22 protein-coding genes and 2 pseudogenes are annotated in these 22,010 nt (G+C 69.2%); 14 read left to right on the top strand and 10 right to left on the bottom strand.

Annotation, left to right across the window (positions count from 1 at the left end; genetic code table 11):
* Nucleotides 1–85: 85 nt before the first annotated feature.
* Nucleotides 86–1,051, top strand: a complete 966-nt coding sequence (locus tag FAB82_RS02070) for an acetylxylan esterase (protein ID WP_136532880.1) — start codon at nt 86–88, stop codon at nt 1,049–1,051.
* 57 nt (nt 1,052–1,108) lie between these two features.
* Here FAB82_RS02070 and hisN read toward each other — a convergent pair whose 3' ends face one another.
* The 3 genes from hisN to aroA are packed head-to-tail and all read right to left on the bottom strand — an operon-like array spanning nt 1,109 to nt 4,255.
* Nucleotides 1,109–1,900: a histidinol-phosphatase gene (gene hisN / locus FAB82_RS02065; RefSeq protein WP_136532879.1), complete on the bottom strand. Its 792-nt coding sequence runs from the start codon at nt 1,898–1,900 to the stop codon at nt 1,109–1,111.
* A 13-nt stretch (nt 1,901–1,913) separates the two neighbouring features.
* Nucleotides 1,914–2,933, bottom strand: a complete 1,020-nt coding sequence (rsgA, locus tag FAB82_RS02060; RefSeq protein ID WP_136532878.1) for a ribosome small subunit-dependent GTPase A — start codon at nt 2,931–2,933, stop codon at nt 1,914–1,916.
* Nucleotides 2,933–4,255 carry a 3-phosphoshikimate 1-carboxyvinyltransferase gene (gene aroA / locus FAB82_RS02055; RefSeq protein ID WP_136532877.1) on the bottom strand — a complete coding sequence of 441 codons (1,323 nt, stop codon included), beginning with the start codon at nt 4,253–4,255 and terminating at the stop codon, nt 2,933–2,935. Before aroA ends, rsgA begins: the two co-directional genes overlap by 1 nt.
* Before the next feature lie 130 nt (nt 4,256–4,385).
* On the opposite strand from aroA, the gene FAB82_RS02050 reads away from it, so the two are divergent.
* The 4 genes from FAB82_RS02050 (at nt 4,386) to rsrA (ending at nt 7,275) form a co-directional block, all read left to right on the top strand.
* On the top strand, nt 4,386–5,126 hold the full coding sequence (locus FAB82_RS02050) for an SOS response-associated peptidase (protein WP_136532876.1): 741 nt from the start codon (nt 4,386–4,388) through the stop codon (nt 5,124–5,126).
* 148 nt (nt 5,127–5,274) lie between these two features.
* Nucleotides 5,275–5,634: a WhiB family transcriptional regulator gene (locus FAB82_RS02045; protein ID WP_136532875.1), complete on the top strand. Its 360-nt coding sequence runs from the start codon at nt 5,275–5,277 to the stop codon at nt 5,632–5,634.
* A gap of 562 nt (nt 5,635–6,196) precedes the next feature.
* Entirely contained in the window at nt 6,197–6,973 is a 777-nt protein-coding gene (locus tag FAB82_RS02040) for a sigma-70 family RNA polymerase sigma factor (RefSeq protein WP_281276836.1), read from the top strand.
* A 23-nt stretch (nt 6,974–6,996) separates the two neighbouring features.
* Complete coding sequence (gene rsrA / locus FAB82_RS02035; protein ID WP_136532904.1) at nt 6,997–7,275, top strand: mycothiol system anti-sigma-R factor; 279 nt, start codon at nt 6,997–6,999, stop codon at nt 7,273–7,275.
* A gap of 127 nt (nt 7,276–7,402) precedes the next feature.
* Here rsrA and FAB82_RS28280 read toward each other — a convergent pair whose 3' ends face one another.
* Nucleotides 7,403–8,017, bottom strand: a complete 615-nt coding sequence (locus FAB82_RS28280) for a TetR/AcrR family transcriptional regulator (RefSeq protein WP_136532874.1) — start codon at nt 8,015–8,017, stop codon at nt 7,403–7,405.
* Between the two features lie 72 nt (nt 8,018–8,089).
* On the bottom strand, nt 8,090–8,164 hold the full coding sequence (locus FAB82_RS28765; protein WP_373897052.1) for a 50S ribosomal protein bL37: 75 nt from the start codon (nt 8,162–8,164) through the stop codon (nt 8,090–8,092).
* Between the two features lie 260 nt (nt 8,165–8,424).
* Between FAB82_RS28765 and FAB82_RS02025 the strand changes: the two genes are divergently transcribed.
* Together FAB82_RS02025 and FAB82_RS02020 are read left to right on the top strand one after the other, a co-directional pair.
* A complete protein-coding gene (locus FAB82_RS02025; RefSeq protein ID WP_136532903.1) occupies nt 8,425–9,456 on the top strand; it encodes an SIS domain-containing protein in 1,032 nt (343 codons plus the stop codon).
* A gap of 78 nt (nt 9,457–9,534) precedes the next feature.
* A complete protein-coding gene (locus FAB82_RS02020) occupies nt 9,535–10,758 on the top strand; it encodes a hypothetical protein (RefSeq protein ID WP_136532873.1) in 1,224 nt (407 codons plus the stop codon).
* 91 nt (nt 10,759–10,849) lie between these two features.
* Here FAB82_RS02020 and dprA read toward each other — a convergent pair whose 3' ends face one another.
* From dprA to FAB82_RS02000, 5 genes and pseudogenes are all read right to left on the bottom strand, one after another.
* Nucleotides 10,850–12,013: a DNA-processing protein DprA gene (dprA, locus tag FAB82_RS02015; RefSeq protein WP_136532872.1), complete on the bottom strand. Its 1,164-nt coding sequence runs from the start codon at nt 12,011–12,013 to the stop codon at nt 10,850–10,852.
* A gap of 140 nt (nt 12,014–12,153) precedes the next feature.
* Nucleotides 12,154–12,855 (bottom strand): ATP-binding protein, encoded by a 702-nt coding sequence (locus tag FAB82_RS28275; protein WP_281276835.1) that lies wholly within the window; start codon nt 12,853–12,855, stop codon nt 12,154–12,156.
* The gene (locus FAB82_RS02010; RefSeq protein ID WP_281276834.1) at nt 12,788–13,693 is read right to left on the bottom strand and encodes a magnesium chelatase domain-containing protein; all 906 of its coding nucleotides are present in this window, start codon (nt 13,691–13,693) and stop codon (nt 12,788–12,790) included. The genes FAB82_RS28275 and FAB82_RS02010 overlap by 68 nt, the downstream gene beginning before the upstream one ends.
* A gap of 25 nt (nt 13,694–13,718) precedes the next feature.
* Nucleotides 13,719–14,060: pseudogene (locus tag FAB82_RS28505) on the bottom strand (YraN family protein); the annotation flags it as partial.
* A gap of 107 nt (nt 14,061–14,167) precedes the next feature.
* Entirely contained in the window at nt 14,168–14,794 is a 627-nt protein-coding gene (locus FAB82_RS02000; RefSeq protein ID WP_211116318.1) for a murein hydrolase activator EnvC family protein, read from the bottom strand.
* Nucleotides 14,795–15,223: 429 nt separating this feature from the next.
* Here FAB82_RS02000 and rpsB point away from each other — a divergent pair, with 429 nt between their 5' ends.
* From rpsB to FAB82_RS28760, 7 genes and pseudogenes are all read left to right on the top strand, one after another.
* The gene (rpsB, locus tag FAB82_RS01995; protein WP_136532871.1) at nt 15,224–16,054 is read left to right on the top strand and encodes a 30S ribosomal protein S2; all 831 of its coding nucleotides are present in this window, start codon (nt 15,224–15,226) and stop codon (nt 16,052–16,054) included.
* Between the two features lie 11 nt (nt 16,055–16,065).
* A complete protein-coding gene (tsf, locus tag FAB82_RS01990; RefSeq protein ID WP_136532870.1) occupies nt 16,066–16,878 on the top strand; it encodes a translation elongation factor Ts in 813 nt (270 codons plus the stop codon).
* A gap of 195 nt (nt 16,879–17,073) precedes the next feature.
* The gene (gene pyrH, locus FAB82_RS01985) at nt 17,074–17,799 is read left to right on the top strand and encodes a UMP kinase (protein ID WP_136532869.1); all 726 of its coding nucleotides are present in this window, start codon (nt 17,074–17,076) and stop codon (nt 17,797–17,799) included.
* Nucleotides 17,800–17,855: 56 nt separating this feature from the next.
* Nucleotides 17,856–18,413, top strand: coding sequence for a ribosome recycling factor (gene frr, locus FAB82_RS01980; protein ID WP_136532868.1), 558 nt, complete (start codon nt 17,856–17,858; stop codon nt 18,411–18,413).
* The gene (locus FAB82_RS01975; RefSeq protein WP_136532867.1) at nt 18,413–19,348 is read left to right on the top strand and encodes a phosphatidate cytidylyltransferase; all 936 of its coding nucleotides are present in this window, start codon (nt 18,413–18,415) and stop codon (nt 19,346–19,348) included. Before frr ends, FAB82_RS01975 begins: the two co-directional genes overlap by 1 nt.
* A 100-nt stretch (nt 19,349–19,448) precedes the next feature.
* Complete coding sequence (gene rlmN, locus FAB82_RS01970) at nt 19,449–20,600, top strand: dual-specificity RNA methyltransferase RlmN (RefSeq protein ID WP_136532866.1); 1,152 nt, start codon at nt 19,449–19,451, stop codon at nt 20,598–20,600.
* A 21-nt stretch (nt 20,601–20,621) separates the two neighbouring features.
* Nucleotides 20,622–20,901: pseudogene (locus tag FAB82_RS28760) on the top strand (DivIVA domain-containing protein); the annotation flags it as partial.
* Nucleotides 20,902–22,010: the final 1,109 nt, after the last annotated feature.

Raw genomic sequence — 22,010 nt, 5'->3', positions numbered from 1 at the left:
ACAAACGTCACTTTTGCACACAGGGTGACGACGATCGGTGTTCATCGCTGTGGACGCCTTTGTTGGATCGTGATACAAACTCGACATGGCTCTTTTCGACCTCCCCCTTGAGGCCCTGCGCGAATACCGTCCTGACGTGCCCGAACCCGCCGACTTCGACGAGTTCTGGAAGCGGACCGTCGCGGAGTCCGGATCGCACGATCTCGCCGTGAAGCTCGAACCGTTCGAGACGCACCTGCCGACGATCGACGTCTTCGACCTCGAATTCGCCGGCTTCGGCGGCCACCCCATCAAGGGCTGGTTCCTGCGGCCCAAGGGAATCGAGGGCCCCCTGCCGTGCGTGGTCGAGTACATCGGCTACTCGGGCGGCCGCTCCTACCCGTGGGCGCACACCGCCGTTCCCGCGGCCGGCTGGGCCAAGCTGGTCATGGACACGCGGGGCCAGGGCTACGGCAACTGGCAGCCCGGCGACACCGCCGACCCGTACGGGACCACCGGCCCCACCAACAAGGGCTGGATGACCCAGGGCCTCGAATCGCCCGAGCACTACTACTACCGGCGGGTGTTCACCGACGCCTACCGCGCGGTCGACGTCGCCAAGGGCCTGGACGGGATCGACCCCGACCGGATCGTCATCGCCGGCGGCAGCCAGGGCGGCGGCATCACCCAGGCGGTCGGCGGCCTGCGCGACGACGTGGCGGGCGCGATCATCGACGTGCCGTTCCTGACGCACTTCCAGCGGGCGGTCGTGATCACCGATTCGTTCCCGTACCAGGAGATCGTGGAGTTCCTCTCCGGCCAGCGGCTGCGCGAGGACCGGGTCTTCGAGACGCTGAACTACTTCGACGGGCTGCACTTCGCCGCGCGCGGCACGGCTCCGGCGCTGTACTCGGTGGGCCTGATGGACGACGTCTGCCCGCCGTCGACGGTGTTCGCGGCCTACAACCGCTGGCAGGGCGACAAGCGGATCACCGTGTGGCCGTGGAACAAGCACGAGGGCGGCGGCGTCCACCAGCTCGGCGAGCACCTGAAGTTCCTCGCGGAGCGCTAGAGACGACGAAGACGAGCCGGACCGAGATGGTCCGGCTCGTCTTCGCGTTCGCAGGTTCTAGCGGATGCCGATCCGGTCGAGGACCGGTTCGTGGAGCAGTCCGTTCGTGGCGACCGCGGTGCCGCCGTCCGGTCCGGGCCGTCCCTTCAGATCGGTGAAGGTGCCGCCGGCCTCCTCGACGATGAGCGCCAGCGGGGCCAGGTCCCACAGGGCCACTTCGGGTTCGGCGACGATGTCGACGCAGCCCTCGGCGAGCAGGCAGTAGGAGTAGAAGTCGCCGAAGCCGCGCTCGCGCCAGACCTCGTGGAGCAGGCCGAGCATGGCGCCTTGGCGGTCGACCTTGTTCCAGTTGGTGATCGAGGAGTAGCTGACGGAGGCGTCGGCGAGCTTGGAGACGCGCGAGACCTGGATCTTCTTGCCTCCGCGCTGATCGCGTCCGGCCCAGGCCCCCGCGCCCTTCATGGCCCACCAGCGCCGGTTCAGGGCGGGGGCGCTGACGACGCCGACGACGGGTTCGCCGCGTTCGAACAGGGCGATGAGCGTGGCCCACACCGGGACGCCGCGGACGTAGTTGCGGGTGGCGTCGATCGGGTCGATGACCCATTTGCGGCCCGAGGCGCCCGGGTTGTCCCCGAACTCCTCGCCGTAGACGCCGTCGCGGGGACGGGCGCGCGACAGGGTCGAGCGGAGGACCTCCTCGATGGTGGTGTCGGCGTCGGAGACCTCGGTCATGTCGGGCTTGGTGGAGACGCGGAGGTCCGAGGAACGAAACCTGGCGTTGCCGATCTGGGCCGCCGAGTCGGCCAGCAGATGCGCCAGACCCAGGTCGTCGTTATAAGAGGAGGACATGCGCCCATCCTAATCAAGTCTTGCCGTCGGCCTCCGCCAGTGAGGCGAGCATGCGTCGGAACGAGGCGAGGCGTCCGGCCCGCGGGTCGTCGGGACCGATCGCCGCGTCGAGGGCGCAGTCGCCGATCTCGGGCGTGTGCGTGCAGCCCCTGGGACAGTCCTCGGCGATGGCCTTGAGCTCGGGGAAGGCCTTGAGGATCGAGTCGGGCGTGACGTGGGCGAGGCCGAAGGAGCGGACGCCGGGGGTGTCGATGACCCAGCCGCCGGCGGGCAGTTCCAGGGCGACGGTGCTGGTCGAGGTGTGGCTGCCCTTGCCGATGGAGCGGACCTCGGCGACGGCGCGGCCCGCGCCGGGCACGAGCCGGTTGATGAGCGTGGACTTGCCGACGCCGGAGTGGCCGAAGAACACGTTCTCCTTGCCGGCCAACAGGGCCAGCAGTTCATCGAGCGGCTCGTCGGGGCGGGTGGTGACGATGGTCAGGTCGAGCTGGGAGTAGTAGGAGCGGGCCTCGTCCACGATCTCGGGTGCGAGGTCGTTCTTGGTCAGGCACAGCACCGGGGCGACCCCGGCGTCGAAGGCGGCCACCAGGCAGCGGTCCACGAAGCCGTAGCGCAGGGGCGGGTCGATGACGCTGGCGACGATCACGAGCCGGTCGACATTGGCGACGACGACGCGCTCATGGGCGTTCTCGTCGTCGGCGGAGCGGCGCAGCTCGCCGCTGCGGGGCTCGATGCGGACGATCCGGGCGAGCGTGCCCGGGGCCCCGGACAGGTCGCCGACGAGGCCGGCGCGGTCACCGACGACGATCGACTGCTTGCCGAGCTCGCGGGCCTTCATGGCGGTGACCGGGTCGCCCTCGACTCGGCAGGTGTAGCGGCCGCGGTCGACGGCGGTGACGAGGCCCTCGCGCGCGTTCGCGTGCTTGGGCCGGATCTTGGTCCGGGGGCGGGACCGGCGCGAGGCCCGGACCCGTACGTCCTCCTCGTCCCAGTCCTGCTCTTCGTCCGCTTCGTCCCAGCCCTGCACCGGCACTAGGCCTCGGCCTCCTCGGCGTTGCCGCCGCCGCGGATCGTCTGCTCCCAGACCTCGGCGAAGTCAGGCCAGGTCTTGGACACGCAGGCGACGTCGGAGAGCGCGAGGCCGGGGGTGACCAGGCCGACGATGGCGCCGGCGTGGGCCATGCGGTGGTCGGCGTAGGTCTCCCAGGTCATGGGGCGCGTCTCGCGGCCGGTGATCGCCAGGCCGTCCTCGCGCTCGTCGACCTCGGCGCCGAGCTTGCCCAGCTCGGTCGCCAGCGCCGAGATCCGGTCGGACTCGTGGCCGCGGATGTGCGCGACGCCCGAGATGGAGGAGGTGCCGCGCGAGACGCCGAAGAGGGCGGCCAGGGACGGCGTGAGCTCGGAGGCGTCGGCCAGATCCAGGTCCACTTCGAGCGTGGAGGGCGCGCCGATGACGGTGAGGCCGTCGCGGCTCCACTCAACGCGCGAGCCCAGCTCGGTGAGGACGTCGCGGATGCGGTCGCCGGCCTGGGTGGTCCGGGTGGGCCAGTCGGCGATGGTGATCCGGCCGCCGACGACGACCGCCGCGCACAGGAACGGGGCGGCGTTCTGCAGGTCGGGCTCGATGACCCATTCGCGACCGTCGAGGGTGCCGGGGGCGACGCGCCAGCGGTTCTCCTCGGAGTCGTCCACGTCGGCGCCGGCCTGGCGGAGCATCTGGACGACCATGTCGAGGTAGGGGCGGCTGGGGACGGGCTTGTCGCCGGTGTGGCGCAGGTCGAGGCCGCGCTCGAAGCGGGGAGCGGCCAGGAGCAGGGCGCTGACCAGCTGGGAGGTCTTGGAGGCGTCCACTTCGAGGGCGCCCCCGGTGACCGAGCCGGTGGCGTTCACGGTGAAGGGGAGGGCCGGGGTGCCGCCGTCGTCCACCTCGACGCCGAGGTCCCGCAGGGCCTTGATGACGCCGTCGTTGGGGCGCTTGCGCGCGTGGGGATCGCCGTCGAAGGCGACCGGGCCGTCGGCGAGGGCCGCGATCGGCGGGAGGAAGCGCATGACGGTGCCGGCGAGGCCGCAGTCGACGTCGGCGCCGCCGCGGAGGGGACCGGGGGTGACCGTCCACTGTTCTGGGTCGCCGGTGTCGATGTCGGCGCCGAGCGAGCGCAGCGCGTCGACCATGAGGAGGGTGTCGCGCGCGACCAGGGGCCGCCGAATGGTCGAGGGGCCGTCTGAGATCGCGGAGAGGACGAGGGCGCGCGCGGTCTGCGACTTGGATCCGGGCACGCGCACGACGGCGTCGAGCGCGCGCTCGGCGAAGGGCGGCGTCCAACGGCGTTGCTTGGGAGCGGCGGTTGCGTTCACCCCGCCAGTCTAGTTTGCGGACCGTCCGGACCCGGAGACACGACCGGCCGGTACCTCATTCGCAACAGGAACGGTGCGGTGTCCCAGATTGGGGGTACGGAATGTCGGGGGTCGGGGTTAGCGTGGGGCCATGTGTGGGAGGTACGCCAACAGCAAGTCGGGCGCCGACATGGCCGCCCTGTTCGACGCGGACGACCTGATCGCCGGGGCATGGACGCCGAGCTACAACATCGCGCCCACGGTGCAGGCGCCGGTGGTGCGCCGCTCGGGGAGCCGGGAGTCCCGCGTGGTCGAGCTGGCCCGGTGGGGCCTGGTGCCGCCGTGGGCCTCCGATCCGTCGGTCGGCACCCGGATGTTCAACGCCCGCATCGAGACCGTCGCGACCTCGCGGGCCTACAAGCGCCCATTCGCCTCGCGGCGGGCCCTGATTCCGGCCGACGGCTGGTACGAGTGGCGGAAGCTCCCCGGCGGCGGCAAGCAGCCCTATTTCTTCACCCAACCGGGTGGAGTGGTGTTCGCGGGCCTGTGGGACACCTGGTCCCAGGGGGACGTCAGCATGCTGAGCTTCACCGTCCTCACCTGCCCGGCGCTGAACGAGGCGGTCGAGACCGTGCACGACCGGATGCCGTATGTCCTTCCGCCCGAACGGTTCGGCGCCTGGCTGGGTGAGGAGGACGCCGACGAGGGCGAGCTGCTGGCCGGCCCCGAGACGGCGCTGGAGGACCGGCTGGAGATCCGAAAGGTCGGTCGCGCCGTCGGCCGCACCGGCAACGACGGGCCCGAGCTCGTGCGTCCCATTGCTGAGCAAATGCCTGGCTCGCAAGCTTCGCCAGGTGGCGATTCGGGGTCTTCGACCATCCCAGGATTGTGAATTCAATCACCCCTACTGAACGGTATCTGTACCCACGCGCGTCGTTCTTTCGTGTACAAGCCGCCGACGGAGGTAAAGCAGCGCTCCATCCCCCGATTGAGGAACCCAGCTTGACGGGGTCGGACGGTGAAAGGAAGAGGAGGCAGTGATGCGGCGTATCCGCCCCGAAGAAGTTGACCGAGCCCGGATGGACCCCCGGTTGCTCGATGCCAGCGAATACCGCAATGAGATCCAAGGGAACTACCGCATGAGCGCGGACGACTGGCTGCGCGAAGGCAACTGCGCCGACGCCGAGCCCGACCTCATGTACCCCGAGCCCCGGGAACCCGTGGACGAGGCGCTGGCCCTGTGCGCTTCGTGCCCGGTCCGGACTCCGTGCCTGGTGCGGGCCCTGGAAGCGCGCGACCGGCACGGCGTGTGGGGTGCCACGGCGCCCCGCGAGCGTCGGGCGATGATGGAGGTCTGGAAGGACATGGCGCCCATCGACCCGCTGGCCGTGAGTGCGTAAGCGCGAGACAACTGAACCGAGTGCCCGGAAAACCGCGACGCGAGCCCGAAGGCGCCGCGGTTTTTCTGTGCCCGGAACGGGTCGGCGTTCAGCGGAACCGGTCGCCGGGGCGGATCAGGACGGCGATTCGCGGGACCGATCCGGTGGGGGAGTGGACCTCCCCGGGCCGACGGCGGTGTCAAGTCCGCCGACCCGGGGCAGGTACTGGGAGTTCACGCATCGAGTGTCCGACGCGATCAGGACCCTCGCGGGTCCACCCACGATAACGACCTCGGGCACCGAAAGTTACTAGTTCGCTCCATAAGGTAGCAAATTAGTACGAATACCCGAATTTCTCGCACTTCCCCCGCTTCGTGACCGACGTCGTGGGGCGCGCCGCGCGACGTCGAAATGTCGCACCGCGCGGGCACTGTTGCCGTTGGGGGGAGCGCAATCGCAACACGCCCGACCCCGGATACGGCGGGTGTGGCGAGGGCGACTGGGAGTCTTGGCGCCGACGCGGAATGAACCCGGGGCGGGCGGCGTTGTGAGGTTCGAGTCTCCCGGGAAGGAGAGCACCCGCATGATGATGACCGTTCGGCAACCCCGCGACGATGAGCGCGTGGCCGCGCTGCTGCGTGGGCCGGAATGGGCCCTTGACGCCAATGGCGAGACCTCCGCCGACGTCACTGCCGGAGGTATTTCCCCCGCCCTCTCGAACACCGCTGCCGTAGTCTCGGAAGTGATGCTCAACGAGAGGGAGACGGTGACAGAGCCAGGCGAGGAGACGGCCCAGGTGCGGCGCGAGCGCTTCGAGCGCGACGCGATGCCCCTGCTCGACCAGCTCTACGGCGCCGCTCTGCGCATGACCCGCAACCCCGCCGACGCCGAGGACCTGGTCCAGGAGACCTACCTCAAGGCCTACTCGAAGTTCCACCAGTTCCGCGAGGGCACCAACCTCAAGGCGTGGCTGTACCGGATCCTCACCAATACGTACATCAACACGTACCGCAAGAAGAAGCGCCAGCCGCAGACCTCGCCGACCGACGAGATCACCGACTGGCAGCTCGCCGACGCGGAATCGCACAGCCCCACGGGCCTGCGCTCGGCCGAGACCGAGGCGCTGGACCACCTTCCCGACTCCGATGTCAAAGAGGCCCTCCAGCGGCTCGGCGAGGACTTCCGCCTGACGGTCTACCTCGCCGACGTCGAAGGCTTCTCCTACAAGGAGATCGCCGACATCATGGGCACCCCGATCGGAACCGTCATGTCGCGGCTGCACCGGGGACGCCGGCAGCTGCGCCAGATGCTGAGCTCGTACGCCGCCGACCGCGGCCTGTCGCCTGCACAGGAGGGATAACGGTGACCAGCCCAGAATCGGACATGCCCGACCTCGACTGTCGTGAAGTGCTCGAGGAGGTCTACCTCTACATCGACGACGAGTGTTCCGAGGCTCGCCGCACCGTCATCAAGTCGCACCTGAACGAGTGCTCGCCGTGCCTGGCCGAATACGGCATCGAGCAGGAGGTGCGCGCGATCGTGCACCGCTGCTGCAGCGGCGAGCGGGCCCCTGACGAGGTCAAGGATCGCCTGCGCCGCAAGCTCAGTGCCATCGAGCAGGTCAGCGAGGTCTTCACCGAGGTCGCCGAGCGCGAACGCTAGTCCGGCATCGGGCCGTGCTCGGCCCGGCCGGCGCCGCGAGCGGCGACGCTCGCGCTCGCGCCCGGCTCGCTCGCACCCGAACGAAAAACCGCCCGGCAATGTCCCGGGCGGTTTCGCTTGTTCCCCTTTAGCTTTGGTGCTGCTCGCGCTGTTCCCGCGCGTTCGCCTCCAGCAGGCGGATCGAGATCGTCAGCGCCGATTCGCGCAGCTCCTGATCGGTGTCCCCGGACCTGGGGAAGGTGATCCAGTTGCTGTACAGCGTCGTGATCGCGTCCCAGGCCCGCATGCGGTGCAGCAGCAGGTCGTCCTCGTCGGCCAGGAGCGCGAAGAGCCGCAGCCTGCGTCGACTGAAGATCGAGCCGCGGTCCAGTCGCGTCAGCGCGGCCTGGTTGTACTGCTGGAATCGCAGGACCGGGACGTGCGCGCGAATGACCTCGGCATAGCGGCGCATCAGTTCGGTCCTGGTCTCCAGGCTCCGGGGCTGCGCCTCGCCCCAATCGCAGATGCGGTCGACGTCCTCGGCGTAGGAGTCGAAAAAGCTCGCCGCGATGTCTTCTTTGGTTTTGAAGTGGTAGTACAGGGCGGCCTTGGTGACGCCGAGGTGCTCGGCGATCTCACGCAGAGAGGTGTGCTCGTAGCCGTGCTCGCTGAACAGCGCGATCGCGGTCTGCTGGATGCGCTCGCGGGTGCTCGGCTGCGGCTGCTGTTCCGTTTCGCGCGCTTCGCGCGGCGGTTCGGTCATATGGGCAAGTCTCGTTCTTGTCCTGGTTCGACCAGTGCGATAGCGGGGCAGGTGCTCCTGCCCCGCAGGACGCTAGCTGTTCGGCCGCTTCCCGTGGTTCGCGGACTTCTTCTTGCGCGACTTGCGCTTGCGGGCTGCCTTAGCCACGGCATCCTCCTAGGTCGGTCTGAATATCCGCTCAACCATACCGGCATCATCCCCGTGGGTCAGAGGGCGTTGACTGGGAACACAGAGGTAGATGGGTGGACGCCGCGGGCCGGGGTCGACTAGGCTCATTATGAAGGTTTATTTAATATTTCGAGGCAACCGCGCATTAGGAGCGTCACGTGAACCAACCCCACGCCGGCGAAGCCGACGAGGCCACCCCGGCCGACCGGCCGGAGTCGTCCGCCCGACCCGGGCAGGGCATGGCCGCCGACATCGCCGAGCAGCCCGACGTCCTGGCGGGCCTGCTCGACCACGGCGCCGCCGACATCGCCTCGGTCGCCGCCCGCATCGCCGAGTACAAGCCCCGCTCCATCGTCTTCACCGCGCGCGGCACCTCCGACCACGCCGCCCTGTACGCCGCCTACCTCACCGAGATCCGGCTCGGCATTCCCACGAGCCTGGCCAGCCCATCGGTCGTCACCGTTTACGACTCGCGGCCCGACTGGTCCGACTGCCTGGTCATCGCCGTCAGCCAATCCGGCGGCTCCCCCGACCTCTCGCAGGTCATCGCGGCCGCTCGCGCCTCGGGCGCGCTCACCCTGGCCGTCACCAACAACCCCGCCTCGCGTCTGGCCGGCGAGGCCGAACTGCAGATCGACATCCGCGCCGGACACGAGCGGGCCGTCGCCGCCACCAAGACCTACACGGCCGAACTGCTCACCCTGCTGCTGCTCATCGAGGGCATCCGCACCGGCACCGGCCGGCTCGAAGCGGCCGAGAGCGCCATGCTCGACAAGCTCCCCGAGCTCGCAAGCGACGTCCTCGACGGCTCCACCTCCGCCGAACTGGCCGGGCGCTACCGCTTCGCCGAGCGCTTCGTGACCACCGGGCGCGGTTACGCCTACCCCACCGCCCGTGAGACCGCGCTGAAGTTGATGGAGACCTCGTACCTTCCCTCGCTTGCATTCTCGGGAGCCGACCTGCTGCACGGACCGCTCGCCATGACCGATGCGGGCGTGCCGGTGCTCGCCGTCGTCGGCGCAGGCCCCGGCGGGCACGCGATGTGGAACGTGCTGACTCAGCTGGGCCGCCAACGGGCCGACGTGGTCGTGGTCGGCGCGGCCGACCTCCCTGGTCAGACCGCTAGGCTCCGTACGCCCGCAGTGGACGAGCGCATGGCCGCTATCCTCGACATCCTTCCCCTGCAGCAACTCGCGCTCCACTTGGCGATCGGGCGGGGCGAGAACCCGGACGCGCCACGCGGTCTCAAAAAAGTCACTGAGACTACGTGAGCGCGCGGAGCCGTGCCCATCTGTAGTTGTTCACTTTTGATTCACCTCGGCGTTCCCCGATCTCGGTAGGCTCCGCTTATGCATGCCCCCCCGGCTACCTCGACCGGCACCACCGAGATTGTCTGGCACGAACGGCGTTACCGAGCGCGCTCGATCGCGGGCGGGGCGGCATTCGAGCTCTATTCGGACACCCAGGAACACGGGTTCCAACCCAGCGGCAAATCCTTCCACCGCTATGTGCACGCCTCCGAAGTCGAAAGCGGCGGAGGGGAACTGCTCCGGGCGGGAGTCGCACCGTTGTCGGTCCCGGTCATGCCCGGGGCCGACGCGCAGATCGTCCACCAGTACAGCCAGAACCCGCGTATCGACGCCTCCGAGCGGGCGCTGGTCTCGGCGGTGCGCGCCACCGCCTTCGTCACCGTCGGCACCCGCATGACCAAGCCGCTCAGCCGAAACCAAGTGGCCCGGCAACTCACCTCGGCGCCACTGGTCAGCGGGGTCTGCTTCCGCGAATTCGACGTCGCACACCTGCGGACCCCCGCCGACCGGGTGGTCCTCAACGGCGACCCCGAGAACGACCACGAGGTCACCTTCGCACTGCGGTGGAAGGCGATCTGCGCCCGCGACTACGTGAGCACCGAGGCCCAGCAATTCCCCGGGCTGGTCGCCATGCCCGGGCGCGAGCGGCGCGGATCGATGATCCTGGGAACCGGATTCGTCCCCAGCGGAAGCCATCTCCTCCCCGAATTCGCGACCGCCGACCTCGCCGACCTTCCGCTGACGGCGCGGGCCGAGATTCTGGCCTATACCGCCGACGGCAATGAGATCTCGCTGTTCCAATACCAACCCCAGACGAACGTGTGGGACCGCATGGCCGGCGCCCGGCACCGCGAACTGATCAGCCGGATTCCCGGCCTGGAGACGGGGCGGGCCCTGTTCAGGGTCGACCCGTCCGTGCACGCCGGCCTGGTGGGCCGGCACGAGGGCGAGCAGATCACGGTCACGGCCGATCCGGGACACGGATACAGCGCTTATGTGCGAGGCGCCGTAAGCCGCAGTCCGGTGACCGCGCCGCAGCGGTATTACACGAAGGCACGCTGGCGGGACACGGACATGCTGGTGCTGGGCCGCAACGAGGACTGGGTGCGGCTGCGCCTGGCCTCTCCGGACGTGGAATCGGTGGCGAACACCGGGGCGGCCTGCATCGAACGAGCGGTGTATGAATGCTGGGCCCCCAGGGCCGAACTCCAAGATCCCCAAACGATCTGGGTCGACTACCCGACCGCGACCACCAACTGCTAATCGCCCCAAGCCATTCGAGGCTGGGGGGCTCCCCGAATCGGCTCGGCTTCGGCTTGACCGTTGGGCGCCTTCGGCTTTGCTCGACCAGCGGCTATGCGACTCCTCCCCTCGATAGGCGCCACCTTCCCTCCATGAGCTCCACCCATCCGGCTTTTCGAAGGCTCCGGAGGGTTTCTGTCGCCGTCTCCACCGGGACTCCCGCCGCTGCCGCGAGTTGGGCCTCCTCGACCACGTAGCCCCTCGGCAGCGACTCCACCAGCCTCGCCTCGACCTCGTTCAGCCGGTCGAACGGCCGCTTCGGGATCGGCGGTGGCGCGGCCATTGGGCCGCCGATGCCGGTCAGGTCCTCGATCACCTCCTCCGCACGCGTCACCAGGCGCGCCTCCCACCCCTCCCGCGCCAGCTGGTGCACGCCCACCGACTGTGAAGACGTCACCGGTCCCGGCGTGAACATGAGGACCCGGCCGAGTTCGGCCGCGTGGCGGGCGGTGTTCCGGGCGCCCGACCTGCTGCCAGCCTCGATGACCACCGTTCCGGCCGACAGCGCCGCGATCACTCGATTCCTCGTCAAGAAGCGGTGCCGCATGGTCGCCGACCCGGGCGGCCACTCGCTCAAGATGAGCCCCCTCTCGAGCACCAGGTCGAACATGGACCGATTGGCCTTCGGATACGGCCGGTCCACCCCGCAGGCCAGCACCGCCACGGTCGGACCGCCGCGGGCCATCGCGCCCAGGTGAGCGGAGCGGTCGATGCCCAGGGCTCCACCTGAAATGACGGTCCACCCGGCTTCGGTGAGGTCGGCGGACAGGTCGTCGGCGAGGTGTTGGCCGTATTCGCTGGCGGCGCGTGCCCCGACGACGGCCACCGAGCGGCGGCAGATCGCGGCGAGCTCTCCGGTTCCTCGGATCCACAGGCAGCGCGGCGGGCGCAGATGCGGTTCGTCGGCGTCGCAGACCAGATGCAGGTCGCGGAGTTGTTCGGGCCAGGCCGGATCGCCGGGGATGAGGAAGCGTGCGCCGCAGGACTCGGTGGCGGAGGCGATCTGGTCGGCTCGGTCGGCGGGATCGGGAGTGCACGCGACCTGAGCACTGGTGAGGCGCCGCAGACGTTCGGGCACGTCTCCCTCCCAGATGCGCCCCACGACCTCGACGGGCCCGACCTCGCCGAGCAGCTCATCGAGCTCCGCGTCGCCGGGTTCGACGATCGAGGAAAGGAGCATGAGCGCCAGGCGCGGGTCATCGGGAAGCTGAAACACGGTTCCTCCAAAGGTGAACGGTCGGACGGTCGGACAAAACTGATGGGGCCGCGGCGGGATTGACGGTCGGTGGTCGGGCGGAGAAACTGCCCCGGTCCGGACCGGTGCGGTGCGGTGCGGTGCGGTTCCTCCCTTGGCGGTCACGTCATCGTGTAGCCGATCCTCAGTTGGCTGGCCGCCGCCACGTCCTCCTCCCGCGGTCCGTCGTGCTCCGCCAGATCGGCGATCGTCCACGACAGCTTCAGGATCCGGTCGTACCCTCGAGCGGTAATACGCTCCTTCAGCAGGAGCTCATCGGCGCTCCTAGTCACCTTCGGGGACAACCTCCACTCCGGCGACCGCAGCGCCGGGCCCGGCACCTCGCTATTGAGCCGCCAGCCCTGGCCCGCCTCCGCCCAGCGGGCCGCGGCCGCCTCCCTCGCCCGGGCCACCCGCTTCGCCACCGTCTCCGACGGTTCGGCCTTCGACTGGTCGGTCAAGATCACCGAAGCCGGCGGCGTCGAGACCTCGACCCGCAGATCGATTCGGTCGAGCAGTGGTCGGGAGAGGCGACTGAAGTAGCGCTTCTTGTCCCCTGAAGGGCACTTGCAATCGATTGGTCGATTAGGGGCGCATGGACAGGGGTTTGCCGCCATCACCAGCAGCACCTGAGCCGGGTATCGCACCGTGTTTTCCGCGCGGCGGACTAGAACCTGCCAGCTCTCCAGTGGCTGTCGCAGTGAATCAAGGACTTCTCGGCGCCATTCTGGAGCTTCGTCGATGAATAGGATTCCCTTATGCGCCAGAGCCAATGAGCCTGGTCCGGCGATGCGTCCTCCGCCGATGAGCGCTTGGATCGTCATAGAATGGTGGGGTGCCTCGAACGGGGGGGTGGCGGATCAGTGAAGCGGCCCCGCCAGTGAATCGTCCTCGAATCGAGTGCAGCGAGGTCACCTCCACCGCCTCGGCGTCGGTCAGCGGCGGCAGGATCGACGGCAGCCGTTCGGCCAGCATCGTCTTTCCGGCGCCGGGAGGGCCGATCATCAACATGTGGTGTCCTCCGGCCGCCGCGATCTCCAAGGCGTGCTTGGCCCCCGCCTGCCCGACCACATCCGCCAGGTCGGGCAGCGGCGGCCCGGGGGCGGCGGGCGTGCGCGCGGCCGGTTCCAGGGCGGTTTGTCCGTACATCCACGCCACCAGTTCGGCCAGGTTCCTTGGGGCCAGGACCGTGAGGCCGTCGACCAGCACCGCTTCGGCCGCGTTCGCGGGGGAGACGATCGCCGTCGTCATGCCCGCCCGGCGGGCCTCCATGAGGGCGGGCAGGGTGCCCGGCACCGCCCGGAGGCTGCCGTCGAGACCGAGCTCGGCGAGGAGGACGGTATCGGCCAGCCGCTCCGCGGGGAGGGTCTCGTCGGCGCACATGATGGTGATCGCGAGCGCCAGGTCCGCCGCCGAACCGGTGGTGGGCACCGAGGCCGGCCCGAAGTTGACGGAGATCGAGCGGTCTGGGAACTTCAACGCGGAGTTGGCCATCGCGGAGCGGACGCGGGTCTGGGCCTGGTTGACGACATTGTCGGGGAGGCCGGACATCCGGACCGTGTCGGCGCCCTTGGACGAGGACTTGAAGACCGATGCCTCGACGGTGACGATGGTGCCGACGGCGCCGATCATGCAGACGGTGAAGGTGCGGCTGTAACCCATGGCGGGTCCCCCAATGGTGTTCGAGTGCGATGCGGGCGGTGCCGGTGACGGTCAGGGCGAGCCGGTCGACCCGCCAGGGCTGGTCATGGCGGCAGTGCTCGTGCAGCCAGGCCCGGGCGAGGCGTTCGACGCGGTGGAGTTTCTCGCCGTCGACGGCACCGAGCGGGCCGCCGTGCCGCTCGGAACGGCGGGTCTTGACCTCGCAGAAGACCACCGTGTCGCCTTGGCGGGCAATGAGGTCGATCTCGCCGCGCCGATGGCGCCAGTTGCGGGCGAGGACCTGCATCCGGTCCCGCTGGAGGTGGGCGGCGGCGAACAGTTCGCCGATCCGTCCGAGCTGGTGCGGGCGGAGCCGTCGCAGGTTCACGGGTGCCCCCGCAGTAACGCGATGGGCCCGGCCCCGATCGAGCCGGCCGGAGCCGCGCGTCCCGGGTTGCGGCGAGGACTGGGGAGGCCGTTCGCGGCACCGGCGGTTCACGGCGCGGCCTCCGCTCGTCCCGGCCGGGGGAGTAGTCGCACCTGGCCTTGTCCGAATAGGAGTAGCGGGTCGAGGTAGAGCGGGCCGCGCTTGAGGCCGAGATGAAGGCAGATCGCGCCGGGGCAGGAGGCGTGTCCCGCTTGGAGCCGGCCGATGACCTTGCCCGCGGCGACGGCGTCGCCCGGCGCGACGAGCGCGTCGACCGGTTCATAGGTGGTGCGCAGGCCGCCCGCGTGGTCGATGCTCACCACGCCCCTCCCGGCGAGATCGCCGGCGAAGACGACGGTCCCCGCTCCGGCGGCCCGGACCGATCCGTCCGCGGCGGCCCCGAGGTCGACGCCGCGGTGCCCGGGCATCCAGGGCAACGGCGGTGGATCGAAGCGCGTCTCGACGTCGATCGGTCCGATCGGAGGACGCCACGAACCGCCGGGGGCGGCCGCGGGAACGTCGGCCCGGATTCGGGTCACAGGACCGCCGGGTCCGGCCGGGGTCGTGACGGTCAGGGCACTCGCCTCTGCCGCGGACGGTGCGGCCCGGGCCATCGTCGGGGCCGCGATCGACAGGGCCGCCAGCAGGCTCCCCGCAGTGAGAACAATTACCAGGACTCGGTGTAGTCGTTGCATGACTCAATGGTCGGCGGCTGTCCAGTCTCGGCCAAAAAAAGTTTTCCGCCTGTGGATAACCCCGATCGCACCCTGTGGACAACTTTGAGATGTGCCGTATCGACTGAGGCATTCATCCGCCGTTCGGGGGAGCCGAATCCGGGACCCCTCATTGCATCTGTCACTGCGGTGCACCGGCCTGGAAGCCCGGCCCGCGCACTGAGTACACTGATCGGAGCGGTACAGCGCCATTGCGCACTGAACCGACTTCGCGCGCTCGCCGCGGCCAAGACTCCATGCCATTCCCAAATGGGTGAGGTCTGGCCACCGCGATCTCCCAGGTCCGGGGTACTTCCCGGTTGAATGATCGCCGTTGGTGAGCGCCAGGAGCGGGGGCTCGGACTTCGAGCACCTCCCCGCTATAAACCAGGGAACGAAAGGACTACAACCGTGTCGGTTGTCACCATGAGGCAGCTGCTGGAAAGCGGCGTGCACTTCGGGCACCAGACCCGTCGCTGGAACCCGAAGATGAAGCGGTTCATCCTCACCGACCGCAATGGCATCTACGTCATCGACCTGCGCCAGACGGTCGACTACGCCTCCAAGGCCCACGACTTCGTCAAGAACGTCGTGGCCGAAGGCGGCGCCGTCCTCTTCGTCGGCACCAAGAAGCAGGCCCAGGAAGCCGTGGCCGAGCAGGCCCAGCGCGTCGGCATGCCCTTCGTCAACCACCGTTGGCTCGGCGGCATGCTCACCAACTTCCAGACCATCCAGAAGCGCCTGATGCGCCTCAAGGAACTCGAGATCATCGAGGCCAACGGTGCGGCCAACCGCACCAAGAAGGAAATGCTCCAGCTCATGCGCGAGAAGGACAAGCTCGAGCGCACGCTCGGCGGCCTCCGCGACATGGACCGGGTCCCCCAGGCGATCTGGATCGTCGACACCAAGAAAGAGCACATCGCCGTCGACGAGGCCCGCAAGCTCGGCATCCCCGTCGTCGCGATCCTCGACACCAACTGCGACCCCGACGAGGTCGACCACCCGGTCCCCGGCAACGACGACGCGATCCGCTCCGTCGCCCTGCTGACGAAGATCATCGCCGACGGCGCCGCCGAAGGCCTCCTGGCCCGCTCCGGCGGAACCGAGGCCAAGGCCGGCAAGACCGACGGCGAGCCCCTGGCCGAGTGGGAGAAGGAACTCCTCGACGCCGAGAAGACCGAAGACACCGAGAAGGTCGTCGAGCCGTCTGGCGAGAAGACCGTCGAAGAAGCCGACAAGTAAGAAGGGGAGCAATGGCCAACTTCACGATGGCTGACGTCAAGAAGCTCCGGGAAGCCACGGGCTCCGGAATGATGGACGTCAAGAAGGCCCTTGAAGAGGCAGAAGGCGACTACGATGCCGCGCTTGAAGCGCTGCGCATCAAGGGCGCCAAGGATGTCGGCAAGCGGGCCGAGCGCACCACCGCCCAGGGCCTCGTCGCCCAGGCCGGCGGCACGATCCTCGAGCTGCTGTGCGAGACCGACTTCGTTGCCAAGAGCGGTTCCTTCATCGAGCTCGCCCAGAGCCTGGTCGAACTCGCCGATGAGGTCCGCCCCGCCGACGCCTCCGCGCTGGCCGACGCCAAGCTGAGCGGCAAGACCGTCTCGGAGCTCATCTCCGAGGAATCGGTCAAGCTCGGCGAGAAGATCGTCCTCGGCCGCATCGGCTCGCTCGACGGAGACATCGCGGTCTACATGCACCGCAAGTCCGCCGACCTGCCGCCCGCCGTCGGCATCATCGTCTCCTACACCGGCGACGCCGAAGCCGCCCGCCAGGTCGGCATGCAGGCCGCCGCGATGCGCCCGCGCTACCTCACCCGCGATGAGGTCCCCACGGACCTCATCGAGGCCGAGAAGCGCGTCGCCCTCGAAACCGCCAAGGAAGAGGGCAAGCCCGAGCGCGCCTGGGACAAGATCGTGGAGGGCAAGGTCGGGGCGTACTACCGCGACTTCGTCCTGCTCGAGCAGAACTCGGTCATCGAGAACAAGAAGACCGTCCAGGCCGTCCTCAAGGAGGCCGGCACCGAGGTGACGGGCTTCATCCGTTTCGAGGTCGGTCAGGAGTAGTCTCCGGTCTGAGACCGCCGACTACACTGGCTTCAGCCGTATAGCGACGGAACGAGGCGGCGGCGCAGGCCGCCGCCTCGTTCCATGCCTGGAGTGCCGTGTCTTGAATGAACACGGCGGCCGCAAGGAGTCCCGCTCCGCGGCCCACCAGGGCATGGAGCCGGTTATACATCCGAGCCAGAGCAGGGGAGCGTCATGAGCCAAACCACGAACCGCCGGGTCGTACTGAAACTGTCCGGTGAGTCCTTCGGCGGCGGCGCCGTCGGCGTCGACCCCGACGTCGTGCAGGGCGTGGCCCGCGAGATCGCGGCCGGAGTCGCCGCGGGCGTCCAGGTGGCGGTCGTCGTCGGTGGAGGCAACTTCTTCCGCGGCGCCGAACTCCAGCGGCGCGGCATGGACCGCGCCCGCGCCGACTACATGGGCATGCTCGGCACCGTCATGAACTGCCTCGCCCTCCAGGACTTCCTGGAGAAGGAAGGCGTCGACACCCGAGTCCAGACCGCCATCTCCATGGCCCAGGTCGCCGAGGCCTACCTCCCCCTGCGGGCCATCCGGCACCTCGAGAAGGGCCGCGTCGTCATCTTCGGCGCCGGCGCCGGGCTCCCGTACTTCTCCACCGACACCGTCGCGGCCCAGCGCGCCCTTGAGATTCGCGCCCAAGAGGTCCTGGTCTCGAAGAACGGCGTCGACGCCGTCTACACCGCGGACCCGCGCACCGACCCGTCCGCGCAGCGCCTCGAGGACATCACCTTCGACGAGGCCCTCAAGCGCGAGCTCATGGTCGTCGACCAGACCGCCTTCAGCCTCTGCAAGGACAACGCCCTCCCGATGCGCGTCTTCGGCGCCGATGACGACGGCAACCTGCGCCGCGCCATCATCGGGGAAAAGCTCGGGACCTTGATCCACGCCGCCGACGTGTAACAGCGGCGCGGTACGGTCAGAGTTGCTGTCAGGCTGCAAAAGAATGTGAGAAAGCCGTGATTGACGACACCCTCCTCGAAGCCGAGGAGAAGATGGAGCGGGCCATCGAGCACGCCAAAGAGGAATTCGGCGCGATCCGCACCGGCCGCGCCTCCTCCGCCATGTTCAACCGGGTCACTGTCGAGTACTACGGCGCCCAGACGCCGATCTCGCAGGTCGCCTCGATCGGCATTCCCGAGCCCCGCATGGTGCTCATCAAGCCGTTCGACGTCTCGCAGATCAAGGACATCGAAGACGCCATCCGCAACTCGGACCTCGGCGTCAACCCGTCCAATGAGGGCACCCAGCTGCGGCTCAACCTGCCGGCCATGACCGAGGAGCGCCGCCGCGAAATGATCAAGGTCGCGCGCGGCAAGGGTGAGGACACCAAGGTCGCCATCCGCAATATCCGCCGCAAGGCCAAGGATGAGATCGGCAAGATCGTCAAGGACGGCGAGGCCGGCGAGGACGAGGGCCACGCCGCCGAGAAGGAGCTCGACGACCTGACCGGTCGGTTCACCGGTCACGTCGACGAAATGGTGAGCGCCAAAGAGAACGAACTGCTCGAGATCTGATGAGCGCGCTCCCCGACGGTCCCCCCGACCGTCGTCCAGGCCCGTCGGAAGACGGGGATGGACGAGGGTCTGACACCGCCGAGACCGGCTCCGAGGGCCGACGCAAGCCCTCGGCCGGACGCAATCTGCCCGTCGCCATCGGCGTCGGGCTCGGCCTCTCCGCAGTCGTCATCGCCTCCCTGGTGATCAATCCGATCGCCTTCCTCGTCCTGGCCGCCATCGCCGTCGCCGTCGCCTGCTGGGAGACCGGCAATGCGATGCGCCAGGGCGGCAAGAACGTCCCGGTGATCCCGCTGGCCGCCGCCGGCGCGCTCATCGTGGTCCTGGCCTGGTTCGGCGGCGCCACCGGGTTGCTACTCGGCACCGCCGTCGGCGTGGCCGCCCTGTTCGTGTGGCGACTCTCCGAGGGCGCCACCGGATACCGGGCCGACGTCCCCGCTGCCGCCCTGGTGCTCATCCAGATCCCGTTCCTGGCCGGTTTCGTGCTGCTCCTGGCGACCTCCACCGAGGGCTCGTCCAAGCTCATCGAGACCGGCGCGGCGCAGGTGCTGATCATGCTGTTCACCGTGGTCCTGTCCGACACCGGCGGCTACACCGCCGGAGTGCTGTTGGGGCGCCACCAGATGACGCCGAAGATCAGCCCCAAGAAGTCCTGGGAGGGACTGGCCGGCTCGATCGTGGCCGCCGCCCTGGGCGGTTCGGTGACGCTGTACTTCTTCTTCGAGGTTCAATTCGCCTTGGGCGTGGCGTTCGGCGTCTGCGTGGCGCTCGCCGCTACGTTGGGGGACCTGTCCGTCTCGCTGCTGAAGCGGGACCTCGGCATCAAGGACATGAGCAACCTCATCCCCGGACACGGCGGGGTGATGGACCGACTTGACTCCATTTTGATGGTGGCCCCTGTGGCCTATGTGTGGTTCCGTTACCTGCTCGGGTGATCTGTCCTGATTGGTTCGCGCGTAGAAGGAGGGCCCGGGTTGAAAACCACTATCTGGGGTTGGCGGGCCCATGCCCTGTCATGCGAGACTAGGTCGTGACATGTCTGTAGCACTCACGTTGACCGAGCCGCGCCCTCGCAAGGCGGCGCCGCGACACCTCGCCGATCTCGATCTGGCGGGGTGCCAGTCCGTCCTGTCCGAGATAGGACAGCCCGCCTTCCGCGCCAAGCAGTTGCGCAACCAGTACTTCGGGCGCCACGTCGGCGACGCGAACCTCATGACCGACCTGCCCGCGTCCGCGCGGGAGGCCATCGGCGAGGCGCTGCTGCCTCGGCTCCTCGAGCCGGTCCGCATCGACTCGTGCGACAACGGCCGGACCGTCAAGGCGGTGTGGCGCCTGCACGACGGCGCCCTGGTCGAGAGCGTCATCATGGCCTATCCCGATCGGGTGACCGCTTGCGTGTCCTCCCAGGCCGGGTGCGGCATGGCCTGCCCATTCTGCGCCACCGGCCAAGGCGGGCTGACGCGGAACCTCACCACGGCCGAGATCGTCGACCAGGTCGTCGCCTGCTCCCGCATCGCGGCCGAGAACGGTCTGGGCCGCGTCTCGAACCTGGTGTTCATGGGCATGGGCGAGCCGCTCGCGAACTGGGCGCGCCTCAAGGCGGCGCTGCACCTGATCACCGACCCGGTCCCCGACGGGATCGGCATGTCGGCCAGACATGTCACCGTCTCCACCGTCGGCCTGGTCCCGGCCATCAAGAAGCTGGCGGACGAGGGCCTGCCGGTGACGCTTGCGGTATCGCTGCACGCCCCCGACGACGAGCTCCGCGACGAGCTCGTCCCCGTCAACACCCGCTGGAAGGTCGCCGAGGTCCTGGGGGCGGCCTGGGAGTACGCTTCCTTGACGAAGCGTCGCGTTTCGATCGAGTACGCGATGATTCGAGATGTCAATGATCAGCCTTGGCGGGCTGACCTATTGGGAAAGCTACTCGCGGGGAAGTTGACCCATGTCAATTTGATTCCGCTCAACCCCACGCCGGGGAGCCGCTGGGACGCCAGTCCCAAGCCGGTCGAGGCGGAGTTCGTGCGTCGACTGCGAGCCGCTGGTGTGTCCACTACGGTGCGGGACACGCGTGGCCAAGAGATCGATGGCGCCTGTGGGCAGCTGGCCGCTTCAGTTCGGGAGGCCGGTCCTGCCGGTTCTGCCGACGTGAAGTCCGGCGAGCAGCCCTCGGGTGCTGCGAGTTAGGCGGAGAAGGGTGGCTTGGTAGTGGCGAGTCATGGAGATCGATTCAGGCGCCGAGCGTTGAGCAGGGGCTACAAGGTCGACGAAGTGGACGCCTTCTTGGACCGTGTCGAGGCCACGCTCGCCGGAGAACCCGTCGGCAGCCCGGTCACGGCCGATGAGGTCGACGACGTCGTCTTCCGTGTCCGATTCGGCGGTTACGACGAATGGCAGGTCGACGTCTATCTCGACCGGGTGGCAAGACAGCTCGCCGAGCTCGAAGAGCGCGGTGTGCTCGGCAGCGCCCCCGCCCCCGATTACGGCAAGCCCGACACCGGCGCCGCGCAGGCGGCCCCGGCCCAGGCACCGGCTGCTCCCACGCCCGCGCCCGGTCAGCGGCGCGCCAGCGAACCCCAGGCCACGCAGGTCATCCCCGCTGCGACGCAAGCGATTCCGGCTCATGAGGTGATGGCGGCCCGCGAGATGGCCCCGCCGCCTCCCGCGCCGGCGCCCGTCGCCCGCGGCGGCAGGGCGGCACCCGCTCCCGCCCCCCGTGACGCCGACGGCTTCGGCGACCTTCGCGGTGACGACGACGAGGGCTTCGGCTTCCTCGCTGGTCCTCCCGGCGAGGACTACGACGACCCGTTCGCCAAGCGCAATGGCGCGGACCCCGGGATGGCCCCGCCGCCAGGCGGCGCCGAGCCCGGCTTCGGGACGCCTCGCGGCATGCCCGAGCCCGCTCCCGCCGCTCAGGCTCCCGCAGGTGACTTCGGGGCCCCTCGCGGTCCCGAACCGGTCGGTCCTCGCGGCGACTTCGGTCCGCCTCCCCGCGGCGCCGGCGCTCCGCCGCAACGCGCGGGAATGCCCGGGCCCCAAGCGGGTTCATCCCCGCATGGGAACACCGAGCAGCTGCCGCTCCAGTCCGATCCGCGCCGTGGCGGCTTCGGGCCACCGGAACAGGCTCAGGGCTACGGTCCCGAGCAGGCTCAGGGCTACGGTCCGCCGCAGGGCCGCGGGCCCGAGCGGCCGGCCCCGGGATTCGGTGCGGCCTACGAGGACGAGTTCAGCGACACCGGGAGCCGCCGGGCGGCCGTGCCGCCGCAGCAGGCCCCGTCGCCGGCTCCGCCCGCGCCGCAGGCGTACCCGGGCGCGCCGACCGGTGCGATCCCGCAGGCGGGATACGGCCAGCAGGCCCCGCCCGAGCGCGAGCCGATGCCGCCCGCACCACCGACGCAGGCGATTCCTTCGCACCTCGTACCCGGTCAGCAGACCCAGGGCATGCCCGCGGCCCAGCCGCAGGAACCCCCGTACGGGGCCCAGCGCGGTCGTGGGTTCACCCCCGAGCCGCAGGGTCAGGAGGACACCGGATACGGCCGTCGTGCGGCCGCCCCGAGCCCGCCGATGCCGGGTGGTTACGGTGCGCCGCAGGACAAT

The organism is Glycomyces buryatensis, from assembly GCF_004912275.1.
Taxonomy (GTDB): Bacteria; Actinomycetota; Actinomycetes; order Mycobacteriales; family Micromonosporaceae; genus Glycomyces; species Glycomyces buryatensis.
Note: the sequence above shows the minus strand (reverse complement) of the source record. Positions and strands in the feature narration are given on the sequence as shown.